Source organism: Paramagnetospirillum marisnigri (assembly GCF_001650715.1).
GTDB lineage: Bacteria > Pseudomonadota > Alphaproteobacteria > Rhodospirillales > Magnetospirillaceae > Phaeospirillum > Phaeospirillum marisnigri.
Genome location: NZ_LWQT01000088.1, coordinates 224,277 through 239,689, shown reverse-complemented (window position 1 = coordinate 239,689; position 15,413 = coordinate 224,277). Strand labels below are relative to the sequence as shown.

At 66.7% G+C, this 15,413-nt stretch carries 7 protein-coding genes; 6 read left to right on the top strand and 1 reads right to left on the bottom strand.

From position 1 onward, the window contains the following. Window positions 1-30 precede the first annotated feature (30 nt). Genes A6A04_RS17030 through A6A04_RS17015 form a run of 4 tightly spaced genes read left to right on the top strand, consistent with a single transcriptional unit; the run spans window position 31 to window position 13,032 of the window. Window positions 31-1,686: a TolC family protein gene (locus tag A6A04_RS17030; protein ID WP_245651261.1), complete on the top strand. Its 1,656-nt coding sequence runs from the start codon at window positions 31-33 to the stop codon at window positions 1,684-1,686. Further along, complete coding sequence (locus A6A04_RS17025) at window positions 1,664-3,685, top strand: peptidase domain-containing ABC transporter (RefSeq protein ID WP_068495009.1); 2,022 nt, start codon at window positions 1,664-1,666, stop codon at window positions 3,683-3,685. Before A6A04_RS17030 ends, A6A04_RS17025 begins: the two co-directional genes overlap by 23 nt. Next, window positions 3,682-5,085, top strand: coding sequence for an HlyD family type I secretion periplasmic adaptor subunit (locus tag A6A04_RS17020; RefSeq protein WP_068495007.1), 1,404 nt, complete (start codon window positions 3,682-3,684; stop codon window positions 5,083-5,085). Before A6A04_RS17025 ends, A6A04_RS17020 begins: the two co-directional genes overlap by 4 nt. Window positions 5,086-5,121: 36 nt before the next feature. Beyond that, window positions 5,122-13,032 carry a cadherin-like domain-containing protein gene (locus tag A6A04_RS17015; protein ID WP_068495006.1) on the top strand — a complete coding sequence of 2,637 codons (7,911 nt, stop codon included), beginning with the start codon at window positions 5,122-5,124 and terminating at the stop codon, window positions 13,030-13,032. A gap of 205 nt (window positions 13,033-13,237) precedes the next feature. Here the strand turns inward: A6A04_RS17015 and A6A04_RS17010 are convergent, their stop codons facing one another. Further along, the gene (locus tag A6A04_RS17010; protein ID WP_068495004.1) at window positions 13,238-13,942 is read right to left on the bottom strand and encodes a cytidylate kinase-like family protein; all 705 of its coding nucleotides are present in this window, start codon (window positions 13,940-13,942) and stop codon (window positions 13,238-13,240) included. Window positions 13,943-14,161: 219 nt separating this feature from the next. Here A6A04_RS17010 and A6A04_RS17005 point away from each other — a divergent pair, with 219 nt between their 5' ends. Both A6A04_RS17005 and A6A04_RS17000 read left to right on the top strand, forming a co-directional pair. Continuing rightward, complete coding sequence (locus tag A6A04_RS17005; RefSeq protein ID WP_068495002.1) at window positions 14,162-14,962, top strand: IclR family transcriptional regulator; 801 nt, start codon at window positions 14,162-14,164, stop codon at window positions 14,960-14,962. Then, entirely contained in the window at window positions 14,959-15,396 is a 438-nt protein-coding gene (locus tag A6A04_RS17000; RefSeq protein ID WP_068495000.1) for a PaaI family thioesterase, read from the top strand. The genes A6A04_RS17005 and A6A04_RS17000 overlap by 4 nt, the downstream gene beginning before the upstream one ends. Window positions 15,397-15,413: the final 17 nt, after the last annotated feature.

Genomic DNA, 15,413 nt, shown 5'->3' with positions numbered 1-15,413 from the left:
TTACAAATGCAATCCCCTGAGGGAGGGGACGTGTCCAATTCCAGCATCCTGAAGCGTCTGGCGCTCACCACTACCGCCCTGGCCACCCTGTCGGGCTGCTCGGTGACGCCCCCCGATCTTGGCGAAATCCGTCAGGAGCTGAACCGGCATGCCGAGGCCATGCCCCAGGAACGTCTGCAAAAGCCGCTGACCGTGGATGACGCCATCGCCCTGGCGGTGGCCAACAACCTGGATGCCCGCGTCAAGGAAATGGAAGAGGTGCTGGCGGCGGGCAAGGCCGACCTGTCCCAGTTCGCCATGCTGCCGGAACTGGCGCTGAAGGGCGGCTGGACCAAGCGCAACACCAAGAAACTGACGGCGTCGCGCGACACCAATACCGGTTCCATGGGCAATTTCAGCGTGGGCGAGGACCAGATCAGCCGCACCGGCGACCTGACCGCCACCTGGAATCTGGTGGATTTCGGCATCGCCATGCTGCGCTCGGACCAGGAGGAAGACCGGGTCAAGCTGGTGATGGAAAAGCGCCGCCGCGCCCTGCATCTGCTGATCCAGGATGTCCAGGCCGCTTACTGGAAGGCCGTGATCAACGAGTACGCGGAAAAGAAGTACATCTCGCTGGAGCAACGGCTGATCAAGTCGGTGGCCGATGCCGAGGAGGCCGAGCGCAACCGGGTCGGCGACCCCATGCAGATGCTGGCTCACCAGCGCGCCATCGTCGACACCATGCGCCAGATCGCCGAACTGCAGCGCCAGACCGCACCCGCCCGGGCCGAACTGGCGGGACTGATGGGGCTTCCGTCGGCCTCCGGCTACCGGCTGCTGGAGTTGAAGGACGATTCCTTCCTCAACGTGGTCGAGGCGGCGGAAGCCGTCGAGGCCATGGAGATCACCGCCCTGGCCAACCGGCCGGAACTCCGGAGCGAGGAAGCCCAGTTCCGCATCGATGTGAAGGATGTCCGCACCGAACTGCTGAAATCCCTGCCCGGCATCGGCCCCTTCATGGGCGGCCACTACGATTCCAGCACCTTCATCAAATACAACGCCTGGGCCGATGCGGGCCTGCACATGGCCTGGAACCTGATCGACATGATCAGCACCCCAAAGCGCATCGGCCAGGCCAAGAACGTGGCCGAGGTCACCCGCGCGCGGCGTCTGGCCTTAGGCATGGCGGTGGTGACCCAGGTGCATGTGGCCGACATCCAGTATCGCCATTCCCTGAAGGAATACCGCCTGACCGAGCAGATGGCCGCCATCGACCGCCGCATTTCCGGTCTGGCGTCCAAGTCCAAGCAGGCGGGCAGCGGCAGCGCCATGGAGGAAATCAAGGCCGAGGCGGCGGGCATGCTGTCCACCCTGCGGCGCTTCATCCTCTATTCCGATCTCCAGGCCGCCCGGGCGCGGCTGAACTCCGCCATGGGCATCGACCCGTCCCAGCCCAAGGACAAGGAAAAGGAGGCCGAGGCGGCGCCCGCGACCTCCCCGCCACCGGCTCCGACGGTTCCACCGGCCCCGCCCCCCGAAGCCCAGCCCATAGCCCTGCCGCCCGAACCGCCAGCGGTGGAAGTCCCGTCCGAGTCTTCCACCGACGCCCCAGCCGAGCCCAAGGCCGAGCCGAGGGCGGAACCACCCGCCGAGTCGCGCCCCCTCCCCGAGCCCGCCGCCGATGCCACGCCCGCCACAGGCTGAGGCCGCCATCATCGAGGCCGAGGCCAGGGCCATTTCCGCCTGCCTGCGGGGCCTGGGCCACGCGGTGGCCGCCACCGCCCTCAAGGATTCCTACCGCATGGCCGAAGCCGATGGCGCCGCCAGTCCCTGGCTGGCCGCCCTGTCGCGCTATGGCATCGCCGCCCATATGGAACAGGGAATCAACCCCGCCACATTGGGAGCCGACCTGTTTCCCTGCGTCAGCCTGGGACCGGACGAGCCCCGCGCCCTGACCCTTGCCCCGCGCGAGGCCGAGCCCGCCACCGTCTTGTTCCTACGCCCACGGCTGGACCGCGAGGCCCAGGCGCTACCCACCTCCTGGCCCGCTTTGCTGTCGTCATGGAAGCCCATGGTGGTGCGCGCCGGACTGGCGGGCATGCTGGCCAATGTCCTTGCACTCGCCGGTCCGATCTTCTCGGCCCAGGTCTATGACCGGGTACTGCCCCACGGCTTGCTGGATTCCCTGGTGGCCATGGCGCTGATGTTCCTGGGCGCCGCCCTGTTCGAGCAGGTATTCCGCCGCCTGCGCGCCCTGTTCGTGGAAGACGCCCTGCACGAGGGCAATGTCCGCCTCGCCATGGACATGCACCGCCGCATCCTGGAAACCCGCTTCGATGGCGCCTCGGCCCCGTCCGGCCACCTGATGCGCATGCTGCAGGACTTCGATTCCATCCGTGACGGCTTCGGCGCGGCGGCGGTGTCCTTGCTGGCCGACCTGCCCTTCATGCTGCTGTTCCTGCTGGGCCTGTTCCTGTGCGATCCGCTGATCGCCCTGGCCATCCTGGTCATGAACCTGCTGATCGCGGCCGCCACCCTGATCTCCATCCACCGCCAGCGCCTGCTCTACAAGGAGCTGTCGCGGGCCGCCACCAACCGCGCCCAGGCGGCCCAGGAAAGCTTCATGGACCCGGAGACCGTGCGCCGGGTCGGCGCCGGAGCCTATCTCCAGGCCCGCTTCCGCCACGGAACCGTGCTCTACGCCGCCGCCGCCCGGGCCATCCGCACCCTGTCGGCGGCGCGCGGCAACCTGTCCATGCTGGCCCAGAACGGCGCCATGCTGCTGGCGGTGGGCCTGGGCGCCTGGAAGGCGGTGGACGGCGGCATGAGCGCGGGCGTTATCCTGGCCGCCACCATGCTGGCCACCCGCTTCACCGGCGCCACCATGCAACTGGTGTCGGTGGTGCCCCAGACCCTGTCGGCGATCGCCTCGCTGGACGCGCTGAAAAGCGTCACCGGCCGCCCCACCGAGCGCCCCGAGGGCACCGCCCTGATCCACCGGCCGGTGGCGGCGGGGGCCATGGCGGTGGAAGGCGTCGAGGCCCGCTATCCCGGCTCGCCCCATCCGGTGCTGGACGGCATCGACCTCGTCCTGGAGGCGGGCGGCCGCCTGGCGGTGGTGGGACCATCGGGATCGGGCAAGACCACCCTGGAAAAGGTGCTGACCGGCGTCATCCGCCCGGCGCGCGGCCGGGTGATGCTGGACGGCGTCGACATTTCCCTGATCGACCCCGCCGATCTCCGCCGCCATATCGCCGTGTGTCCCCAGACACCACCGCTCTATTCCGGCAGCCTGCGCTCCAACCTGTCCTTCGACGGTACCGTGTCCGACGAGGATATGGTGCAGATGATGAACGCGCTGGGCGCGGGCGGCGTCATGCCGCTGGGCATGGGGCTGGACTTCGAGGTGATGGAGGGCGGCCGCAACCTGTCGGGCGGCCAGCGCCAGATGGTGGCCCTGGCCCGCGCCCTGTTGAAGGCCGCGCCGGTCACCATCCTGGACGAGCCCACCGCCGCCATGGACGACGCCACCGAGAAGCGGGCCATCGCCGGTATCCATCGCGCCGTGGGACGGCGCAGCCTGATCGTCATTTCCCATCGCCAGGCGGTGGTGGCCCTGGCCCAGCGGGTGGTTCAGCTTGACCGGGGCAAGGTGGCGGGCATCACCCAGCGCGTCCAGCCGCAACCGGGAGGCGGACGATGATTCGCCGTCCCGACCCAAAGGAGCAGGCGGTGGACGCCTTCCGCAGCCCCATCCACGGCATCGCGCCCAAGCTGACGCCGCCCTCGGCCTCGTGGCTGCTGGCCTGGTCCACAATCGCCTTCGTCGTGATGCTGGGCGCCGCCGCCCTGCTGGAACTGGACGAGGTGGTGACCGCCCCCGCCCGCATCGAGCCCTCGGGACAGGTTCGCCATGTCCAGCATTTCGAGGGTGGCACCATCCAGGAGGTGCTGGTCCACGAGGGTACCTTCGTCGGCGTCGGCGATGTGCTGGTCCGCCTGATCAATTCGCAAGGCGCCGGCGACCTTGCCGACAAGCGCGCCCGCTGGTCCGCCTTCCAGGCCCGTGCCGCCCGCCTGAAGGCCGACCTGGACGGTACCCGCGACATCGCCTGGCCCAAGGGGGTGGAGATCGACGCCGAGACTCGTCGGCGCGAGATCAGCACCCATCTGGAACGCCTGGGCCACAAGGCCGAGCAGGCCAATGTCATCGCCCGCGAGATCGAGCGCCGCCGCCGCGAGGTCACCGAGATCGAGACCAAGTCCACCGGCCTGACCCGCGCCCAGGCCAAGGGCGTCGAGGAGATGAAGATCAAGCGCAAGGCCTATGAGGCCGGGGTGGTGGGCAACCAGGAGATCGTCAAGCTGGAACGCGAGGTGCTGATGCTCGATACCGAGGTCAGCACATCGCGCGATACCATCGCCCGGCTGCGCGCCCAGTCGCGCGAGGCCGAGGCCAAGCTGGCCGAATTCGAGTCGGGCTGGCGCGCCGGGGTGCTGGACGAGATCGGCAAGGTCGAGGCCGAACTGGCGGCGCTGAGGGCCACCATGGAAGTGGCCAGCGACCGCGAATCCCGCTCCGAGGTGCGCTCACCGGTCCGGGGCGTGGTCAAAATGGCGGCCATTACCAATGTGGGACAAGTGGCGCGGCCCGGCGACACCTTGATGGACATCGTGCCGCTGGACGACGCCCTGGTGGTGGAGGTCAAGGTGCCGCCCCAGGATATCGGCCATCTGCGTGAAGGTCTGCCCGCCTCCATCCGCCTGTCGGCCTATGACCAGTTCCGCTTCGGCCATCTCAATGGTCGGGTGATGATGGTCGGCGCCGATTCCATCGAGGAAACCCGGGGCAATGCCAGCACCACCTATTACAAGGTGCTGATCCATTCCGAAAAGGGGGCGCTGACCGACGCCAAGGGCAATACCTATCCGGTTCGATCCGGCATGGCGGGAACCGCCTCCATCGTGGTGGGTCGGAAGTCCATCCTTCGTATGGTGCTCGACCCTGTGCTGCGGAATGAAATGATTTTTTCACTGAAATCGTTCACACTGAACTTTCCCGGTGGACTGGACTTGCCCCTGCCGGGACGAACGACGCCCTGAAATACGGGCCTTGGGGTTTAAGCCATGGATGTCAGAATGACAAACATACCCCCCGCCAAGTCCGTCGCGACCTCCGTCGCCGATGGTGCGCCCACCCAGCTTGCCCAGGCCGCCGATTCTGCTCCGGTCGAAGCCAAGCCCACCGCCTCCACCAAGGTGATCGGCAAGGTGGTGACCGTCCAGGGCGAGGCCTGGGTCATTCACAATGGCCAGAAGATACCGGCCAAGGCCGAGATGGCGGTGACCGAGGGCGACACGGTCGAAACCAATGCGGGCGCCCAGATTTCCCTGGTCTTCGCCGACCGCTCCACCTTTGCCCTGAAAGACAAGGGCAAGGTGTCCATGGAGGAATTCTCCTACGACCCCGCCAGCAAGACCGGCCATGAAAGCTTCAAGGTGGACGAAGGCGGCTTCAGCTTCGTGTCCGGCGACATCGCCAAGACCCAGCCCGACGCCGCCCGCATCGCCACCCCGGTGATGACCATGGGCATCCGGGGCACCACCGTGGCCGGAACCGTCGGCTCCGATGGCAATACCTCGGTGGCCCTGTTGCCCGATCCCGGCTCCAACTTCGTCGGCGAGATCGCGGTGTCGCGCCCCGGCGGCGGCGAGGCCGTCACCATCAATGCCGCCGGGTCGGGTATCGTCGGCGCCACTTCGGGCGGATCCTGGTCGGTGGCGTCCAATGCCGGAGCCTCGGTGGCCGCCAGCATTCCCGCTCCGCCGCCGCCGCCCGCCACGCCGCCCGCCCTGCCCGCCGCTCCCGCCGCCGCCCCTGCCGGAACCGGAGGCGCCGCCGCCGGAGCCAATGCCCAGGCCGCCGCCGCAGCTCAACCGGCGGCAGCGGCAGCCCAACCAGCGGCCGCCGCCCAACCGGCCGCCGCCGCCCAAGGCCCGCAGACTGCGGCGCAGCAGACCGGACCGGTGGATGCCGGCCCGCAGCAGGTGGTCGCGGCTGAACCGCCGCCCCTGCCCAAGATCGCCGCCGCCAATGATGGCGGCGCCAAGACCGGCCCGGCCGATGGCGTAGGCGCCGGAGGAACCGGCGGTGGCGGAACCGGTGGAACCGGTCCCGGCGGCCAGGGCAATACCGGCAACGGCTTCGGCCAGGGTAACACGGGCACCGGCAATACCAATCCCGCCCAGCAGAACCGTGACCCTTCCACCAATCATGTAACCCTGTCGCCCGGCTCCGAGGATACGGCGCGGATCATCACCCCGTCGCAACTGCTGGCCAATGCCACCGACCCCGATGGCAATCCGCTGACGGTCCGGAACCTTGCCCTGGTCAACCCCGCCCACGGCACCCTGACCCAGAATCCGGATGGCAGCTACACCTTCACCCCCGCCGCCGATTTTCACGGCCCGGTGGCCCTGACCTATGTGGTGGAAGACGGCAAGGGCGGCCATGCCGATGGAACCGCCACCCTGGGCATCGCCGCCGTCAACGACGCGCCCATCAATTCCGGCGCCGTCACCCTGACCAACGGCAGCGAGAATGTCGCCCAGATCATCACCAAGGCGGCGTTGCTGGCCAATGCCGACGATCCCGCCGACAACGATGCCCTGGACGTGACCGGCGTCACCTCCAACCACGGCACGGTGGTGGACAACAACGACGGCACCTTCACCTTCACCCCCACCGCCAATTACGACGGCCCGGTGGCCTTCGCCTACACCATCATCGACGGCAACGGCGGCACGGTCCCCGGCACCGCCTCGCTGACCCTGGCCAATGCCTCCGGCCCCCTGACCCAGAGCGGCTCCGCGCTGCATTCGACCAGCGCCACCAATCTGGTGGACGCGGATTTCACCGGGTTCACCGGCGTCGATTCCCTGATCTTCGATGCCGCCACCGGGACCCAAGGCGCCGTGCTGGGGGCCAATGCCACCGCGACCGGCCTGTTCGCGGTGGATGCCTCGGGCACCACCGGCGGCGTCACCATCAGCGCCAGCGGATCGAGCCAGAACCTGACCGTCACGGGCGGCAGTGGCACCGACATCATCACCGGTGGCTCCGGGGCCGATACCATCACGGGCGGAGTCGGCGGCGATACCCTGACCGGCGGCAGTGGTTCCGACATCTTCATCTATACCTCGCCGTCCCAGTCCCTCGATGCGATGGGCGACCGTGACAAGCTCATGGATTTTGTCACCGGCACCGATCATCTGCGGATATCCCTGACCGGAACCCATGTGGATGTGTCGGGGTTTTCCGTGGTGGGGAGCTACAATGCCGGACAGACGGCCATTTCCAGTGGCGGAGTGCTGGCGGGCGAGGGCTTCTATTCCACCTTGGATGATGCCTTCTATATCTACGTGACCGGCGGGACCGCCAACATCAACGCCACGAGCGACTATGTGATCGGCAGCGCCACCGACATCAACGCCGCCGACCTGGATTTCGAGATTCTCGGCACCGCAGGCACCGACACCCTGGTGGGTGGGGCGGGCCGCGATACCCTGGACGGCGGTCTCGGCGGTGACACCCTGACCGGCGGCGACGGCAACGACAGCGTGATCGGCGGAATGGGAACCGATATCGCCATATTCTCGGGCAATGCCGCCAACTATTCCGTCATCTCCAGTTCCGGCACCCTGACGATCACCGCGTTGAGCGGTACCGACGGCACCGATACCCTGACCGGTATCGAGACCTTGCGGTTCAGCGACGGCGATATCACGGTTTCCTCCATCGCCCCCGTGGCCCATCTGACCGGCACCTTCGCGCCGTCGCTGATGGGAACCCATGTCCAGGCCCCGTCCTCGTCGGACTCGACGGGCTTCGCCGCCGACTTCAACGGTGACGGCCTGACCGACATCATGTTCACCAATTCGGTCTCCGGCATGGTGCTGGGGCTGAACAACGGCAGCGGCTTCGGCCCCAGCGGCTTTTCCTATTCCACCGTCTCGGCCCATACCGGCCGCTACACCGTCGGTGATTTCGATGGCGACGGCGACCAGGACATCCTGACCATCAATACCACCTCGGAGGTGGATACCATCCTGACCAACAATGGGTCGGGAACCTTCACCGCCACCGCGAACACCATCGCGCGGACCTATGCCCCCTATGCCGCCGTGGGCGACGTCAACAATGACGGCTATGACGACATCCTGGTGCTGCGCAGCACCGGCTATGCCCATGAACTCCACCTGGGCGGGGCTGGCGCCGTTCTAACCGCCGGAAGCACCCTGACCGCATCGGGAGCCACTTCAGCCACCTTCACCGATCTCGACGGCGACGGCGACAAGGATATCGTGGTGGGCAACTGGGGCGGCGCCGCCCAGGTCTACATGAATGACGGCACCGCCAGCGGAACCTTCTCCCTGAGCCAAAGCCTGAACGTCAACGGCATCGCGGTCCCCGGCGATGTGGGCTCGACGCTGGAAGTGCATGTGGGCGACTTCGACAATGACGGCGACACCGACGTCTTCCTGGCCAATCGCTATACCGAGAGCATGGTCTATCTCAACGACGGCACTGGCGCCCTGACCAAGCAGGCGGCGGGCTATGGCGCCAGCAGCGGCAACCAGACCATCCGCTCGGGCGGTGCCGTGGCCGACGTCAACAATGACGGCAACCTGGACATCATCCTGGCCACCGAGGGCAATGACGAAATTCTCCTGGGTAATGGCGACGGCACCTTCGTCATGCACGGCGATACCCTGGACACCAGCTATAACACCGACATCCTGGCCGCCGATTTCGACAAGGACGGCGACGTGGATTTCGTCGATCTCAGCAATAACGGCGCCAATACTAAGTTCTACCTCAACACCATGCTGACCGGTCCCAGCTATACCGAGAACGGCGCGGCGACACCGCTGTTCACGGGCCTGTCGGTCACCGACGCCGACAGCGCCAGTCTGGCCTCGGCCACCATCAGCCTGACCAATTTCCAGTCCGGCGATGTTCTCGCCTTCACGGATCAGAATGGCATCACCGGCAGCTATAACGGCACCACCGGCGTGCTGACCCTGTCCGGCGCCGCTACCCTGGCCAACTACCAGACGGCGGTGACATCGATCACCTATGCCAATACCAACCCGGCCATGAGTTCCGACGACCGGGAGGTATCGCTGACCCTGAGCGACGGCATTTTCCACACCACCGCCCTGACCCAGACCATCCAGGTCAGCGTCCTGGACAATACCCTGACCGCCACGGGTGGGGTGGACACCATGGACGGCGGCGACGGCTCCAACACCTATGCGGTGGCCCCCTCGACCTTCGCTGCCGGGGACAGCATCACCGATACCGGCAATGATCCGGGCAATGTGGACATCCTGTCGCTCGGCACCACCGGCACGGTGGACCTGGCGGCGGGGACCATCAGCGGCATCGAGAAGATCGTGATGTCGGCCAGCGGCAATACCGCCATCCTGGGCGGCGGCGCCGATCCGCAGCAATTCACCTCCATCGTCGGCGGCGCCGGGACCGACACCATCGCCCTGACCGACAGCGGCAGCCATCTCGACCTGACCGGCATTTCGCTGACCTCGATCCAGACCATCTCGCTCGGCGCGGGCGTGGCCGATTCCGTGGCCTTCGACGATATCAGCGCGCCGGGCGCCGCCATGATCGTGGATGGCGACGCCGCCAGCGGCGACAACGACGCCGCCATCTTCTACTACCAGACCCAGGGCGGCACGCTCGACATCAGCGGCGTGTCGACCAGCTATATCGAGAGCATCGTGCTGCAGGCCGCCGACGACGTGGCCGCGAATCCCGCCTATACCGGCCTCAACCTCACCTTCATCGGCAACAACCAGGGCAACAGCTTCATCGGCGGCACGGGCAACGACACCATGATCGGCGGCAGCGGCGCCGATGTGGCGGTATTCGGCGGCAACGCCGCCGACCATGCCTTCCTGGCCTCCAACGGCGCCATCGCCGTGGCCGATCTGGTCGGCACCAACGGCACCGACTCGCTCAAGGGTATCGAGACCCTGCGCTTCGGCGATCGGGACCTGACGGTATCGGGCGGCTCGGCCAATGCCGAGACCCTGGTCAACACCTATGCCACGCTGGACCAGAAGGCTCCCAAGATCACGACCCTGAGCGATGGCGGCTATGTCATCGCCTGGCAGTCCAACGGCCAGGACGGCGACAGTTGGGGCGTCTATGGCCAGATCTTCGAGGCCAACGGTAATCCGCGCGGCACGGAGTTCCGCCTGAACTCCACTGTCGGCGGCGAGGAGTCCGACGTCACCCTGGCCGCCACCGCCGATGGCGGCTTCGTCGCCACATGGCTGCAATGGGGCTCTGGGGGCGCGGGCCAGGACGGCAGCTATGGCGGCGTCATCGCCCGCAAATTCGATTCCACCGGCAGCCCGGACAGTTCCGAATTCATCGTCAATTACACCACCAGCGGCGACCAGAGCGACGGCAAGGCGCTGGTTCTCGCCGACGGCAATATGCTGTTCACCTATAATGTGGACGACGCCAATTATTCGGGAGTGAGAGTCCGTATCTTCACCGCGCCCAACACGGCGACCACCGCTTCGGACGTCCAGGTCAACCAGTACACCAACCAGCACCAAAGTGAGTCCGATGCCGTCCAACTGGTCAATGGCAACGTTGTCATCGTCTGGCGCTCGGATACCCAGGACACCGGCGACAGCAGCCGGGCGGTGATGGGCCGCCTGATGACCAGTTCCGGCACCTTCCTCGGCGACGAGTTCGAGATTCCCTCCATGGTCACCGGCGATCAGATCTCTCCCTCGGTGGCGGCGCTGGACAATGGCGGCTTCGTGGTGGTGTGGACCTCGGCCAATGTGGATGCCAGCAATGCCGTCTGCGGCCGGGTCTACGACGCCAGCGGCACCGCCCAGGGCAGCCAGTTCACCATCAACACCACCACCGCCGGGGATCAGCAGTCGCCCCAGGTGACGGCCCTGGAAGGCGGCGGCTTCGCCGTGGTCTGGCAGGATTCCACCCAGGATGGTTCGGGCAATGCCGTGGTCGCCCGGGTCTTCGATGCCAGCGGCAACGCCCTCGGCACCGAGCAGCTGGTCAACTCCACCACCTCGGGCAACCAGGAATCGCCCGCCATTTCCGCCTTACCCGATGGCGGTTTCGTGGTCACCTGGCAGTCCAACGGCCAGGACGGCGACCTGCTCGGCATCTATTCCCGCCGCTTCGACGCCAATGGCTTCGCCACCGAACCCCTGACCCTGGCGGGCACCGCCCTGGATGACACCCTGGCGGTGGCCTCGGGGGTGGGCACCGTGGATCTGGGCGCCGGAGCCGACATCCTGGCCATCAGCGGCTCGGCCACCAGCAACTGGATCACCACGGTCACCGGCGGCGCGGGCAATGACAGTATCGCGATCGGCAACGGCAACCTCGTCATCGATGGTGGCGCCGATTTCGATACGGCCAGCTATATCACCGCCGCCACCGGCATCACGGTCACCCAGAGCGGCACCATCACCCTGGTCGATCACGGCAGCAGCGGTGTCGACCAGATCACCAATGTGGAGGTGCTCGAAGCCACCGACCACGACGACAGCATCGCCTTCGGCGGTGGCACGGTGACCACCGTCATTGCTGGCGCCGGCAACGATACCTTCAGCCTTGCGGAACTTCCCGGCAGTGACCTGGTGATCGATGCCTCGACCAATACCACCACCGCCTTGACCATGGCCATCACCGGCCGTGGCGCCGAATCGGTCATTCGCGACATGGCCTGGTCCGGCACCAATCTGGCCATGACCATGCAGGGCGGCAGCACCGTCACCGTCCAGGGCGCCGCCGACATCACCATTGGCGAGGGAAGTCAACTTCAGCATGTGGTGGCCGCCGGGGGCGCCAGTTCGGCCGGGGTCGGCTACATGGTGGTCGGCCAGGCGGGAGACACCACCCTGACCGGCAATACCGGCGACGACACCTTGCTGTGGATCTCGGGCGTCGTCGATATGGATGGTGGCGCCACCGGAACCGACACGGCGGATTTCCGCCATGCCGCCACCGCCGTGGTCGCCGACCTGTCCAATGGAACCGCCACCATTTCAGGCACCACCATTAACCTGTTCGACATCGACGCGGTGCGCGGCGGCAGCGGCGACGACACCCTGATTGGCGGCGCCGGCTTCAATTCGTTTACGGGTGGCGATGGCAACAATACCCTGGACGGTACCGGCGGCTTCAGCACCGCCTCCTACGCCGACCAGTTGGCTGGCGTCACCGTCGATCTGGGAGCCGGAACCGCAACCCACGGCGCTTATACCGACAGCCTGACCTATATCCGCGGTGCCATCGGCTCGGATTTTGCCGACATCATTACCGGCGGCACCAATAACGATGTGATCTATGGCATGGGCGGCGCCGACACCCTGAACGGCGGCGCGGGCACCAATACACTGGACTACTCCCGCGACGACGCGGGGGTGACGGTCAACCTGACCAGCGGCACCGCCACCGATGGCGGTGGTTCCACCGACAGCTTCAGCAATTTCACCTATCTGAACGGATCGAGCCACGCCGATACCATCACCGGCGGCACCGGTTCGGAAAGCATCAACGCCGGATCGGGCAACGACACCGTCATCGCCGGATCGGGCTCCAATATGGTAACCGGCGGCTTGGGCGACGACCTGTTCATGATGCATGCCAGCGGCGGCGTCACCACCGTTACCGATTACGGCACCGGCAGCGACAGCATCGGCCTGTCCGATGCCCAGTTCTCGTTCGGCAGTTCGGGGACCTTGTCGGCATCCGACTACGCCGAGAGCGCCACCGCCATGTCGGCGTCATCGGTGGATTACGGCGGCGGCAATACTGGCAGCGGCATCATCGCCATCGATAATGGCGGGTCGGTGGAACTGTGGCACACCACCGCCATGGAAGCGGCCACCACCGCCAATTCCCATCAGGTCGCCACTTTGAGCGGCGTCAACACCTCGGCGCTGGACAATACCGCCTTCCATCTGGCGGTTTGACACCAGCGGCAGACGTATGAAACGACCTGTCATCCCGACGACCACCGGAAGGAGGGATCTCCGCCTGGAATGCCGGTTTCAGGCCGGAAAAGTCGTTCCAGGATGAGGTCCCTCGCTGTCGCTCGGGATGACATGACGCCTCGGATCACCCGCCGCGCGGTATCATACTGAGAAAGGGGCGGCGAACCGCCCCTTCTCGTCCGGATCAGGCAACCTTCTTCAGGTCGCCGCGCAGCACCCGGCCGCTATGGACCGCCTTGGCCATGATGACGATCATGTCGACCACGTCCTCGAAGTCCTCCATGCGGTCGGTATTGACCGTGATGTCGAACTGGCTGGCGTCGGACAGGCGGGAATGGAACACTTCCCACACGAACTTGCCGCGACGGTGGTTGACCTCGCGGGCATGGGCCAGCAGGTCGGCCTCGCGGCCGTGTCCCGACGCCGCCATGCGGTGGGCGCAGACCTCGGGCGTTCCGGCGATGCGGACACGAAGCGCGCATTCCTCGGCCAGGATCACATGGGCGCCACGGCCGACGATCAGGCCGCCCAGGCGGCCCAGGCTCATCACCACCTTGACCAGGGTGTCGCGATAGGCATCGGGGCTGATGTCCTTGCCCGAGAACAGGCGGTAGAGCCACATGTCCTTGGCGCGGCCAAAGCCTTCGTCCAGCAGGCGGACGATGGCCGGGTCGTCCTGGAGACGCGCCGCCACCTGACGCAGAAGATCCTCGTCATACAAAGGCAAGTCGAGGCGCTGGCACAGGCGGGTGGCGATCACGTCACCGCCCGAACCGAAGTCGCGCGACAGGGTGATGACCGGTTGACGAGGGTGAAGATGCTCACCCTGGCGTGGCACGGTCGCCACTTCGGCCAAGGCGGAGATGACTGTCAGGATATTGGTTGTCATGGCGCTCTCCCATGGGATGCCGCCCCATATCCGTGATGATACTCCCGGTGGCCGTCGCCCGCCAGCCCCACGCAAAGCAGCCCCGCCCCGGAAAAAACGCGCTCCTGCCCTGCATGGCTGGCAATTCCGACTGGCGGAACTCGGTTCCGCGTCTTGTTGACAGGCCGAGCCTCGCCATGGTTAGGTCGCCTCCCCCTCCCCTGTTCGCCAGACACCGCCATGACCGATGCCCCGCGCCACCGCGATGAACTCGCCCAGGACCGCCGTTTCGTGGTCGCCCTGGCCCGTGGCCTCGACGTGCTGCGCTGTTTCCGGGCCGAGGACTTCGTGCTGGGCAACCAGGACATCGCGCAGCGCACCGGCCTGCCCAAGCCGACGGTGTCGCGCCTGACCCATACCCTGACCCGGCTGGGCTATCTCGACTACCTGGAGCGCCTGGGCAAGTACAAGCTGGGCAGTGGGGCCCTGTCCCTGGGCTATACCGCCCTGGCGGCCATGGATATCCGCCAGGTGGCGCGGCCGCTGATGCAGGATCTGGCGGATTATTCCGATGTGGCGGTGTCGCTGGGCAGTTTCGACCGCGACGCCATGATCTATGTGGAAAGCTGCCGGGGCAAGGGGGCGCTCACCATCGGCCTGTCGGTGGGCTCGCGTCTGCCGGTGGCCACATCGGCCATGGGCCGCGCCTATCTCGCCGCCCTGCCCCAGGCGAGCCGCGCCCCCATCCTGGACGAGCTTCGCCGTCGCCACGGCAACGGCTGGACCACCATGGCCACAGGCATCGACCAGGCGGTCCTCGACCTGGGCCAACACGGCTTCGTCCTGTCCCTGGGCGACTGGCACGGCGATGTCCACGCCGTGGGCGTGCCGGTGACCCACCCCGCCACCGGCGAGGTGATGGCGCTGAATTGTGGTGGCGCCGCTTTCCTGCTGCCGCGCCAGCGCCTGGAACAGGACCTGGGGCCTCGGCTGGTGTCGGTGGCGCGAAGGATCGAGCTGGCGCTGGGAGGATTGAAATGAGCCGCGACCTGCTGGATGGCGAACCGAAGTCAGGTTTCCAGGAACTGCTGGACTACCATCTGAGCGAATGGTCCCAGGACCGGGCGGTGCTGGAGCTGAGCATCGAGCGGCGCCACTGCAACCGGGCCGGTCTGGTGCATGGCGGCGTCCTGGCCACCCTGATCGACACCTCCTGCGGCTTCGCCGCCACCTTCTGTCCCCATCCCGGACGGGTAAGACGGGTAGTGACGCTGCAACTGACCTGCAGCTTCACCGGCCAGGCCCGTCACGGCACCCTTCGCGCCATCGGTCACAAGAAGGCGGGCGGCAGCAAAATCGTGTTCTGCTCGGCCGAGATTCTGGACGAGGACGGCCGCCTGATCGCCATGGGCGAGGGCAGCTTCCGCTATCGCACCGGCAGCGAATCGCCTGAAGGCGTCCTGCTCGCCCCTTGACAGTAACGGCAGCGAAA

Bases quoted from the DNA above. Each gene is read 5' to 3' on its own strand.
- A6A04_RS17010 (WP_068495004.1), bottom strand. From the start codon at position 13,942: ATGACAACCAATATCCTGACAGTCATCTCCGCCTTGGCCGAAGTGGCG.
- A6A04_RS17005 (WP_068495002.1), top strand. From the start codon at position 14,162: ATGACCGATGCCCCGCGCCACCGCGATGAACTCGCCCAGGACCGCCGT.
- A6A04_RS17020 (WP_068495007.1), top strand. From the start codon at position 3,682: ATGATTCGCCGTCCCGACCCAAAGGAGCAGGCGGTGGACGCCTTCCGC.
- A6A04_RS17015 (WP_068495006.1), top strand. From the start codon at position 5,122: ATGACAAACATACCCCCCGCCAAGTCCGTCGCGACCTCCGTCGCCGAT.
- A6A04_RS17025 (WP_068495009.1), top strand. From the start codon at position 1,664: ATGCCACGCCCGCCACAGGCTGAGGCCGCCATCATCGAGGCCGAGGCC.
- A6A04_RS17000 (WP_068495000.1), top strand. From the start codon at position 14,959: ATGAGCCGCGACCTGCTGGATGGCGAACCGAAGTCAGGTTTCCAGGAA.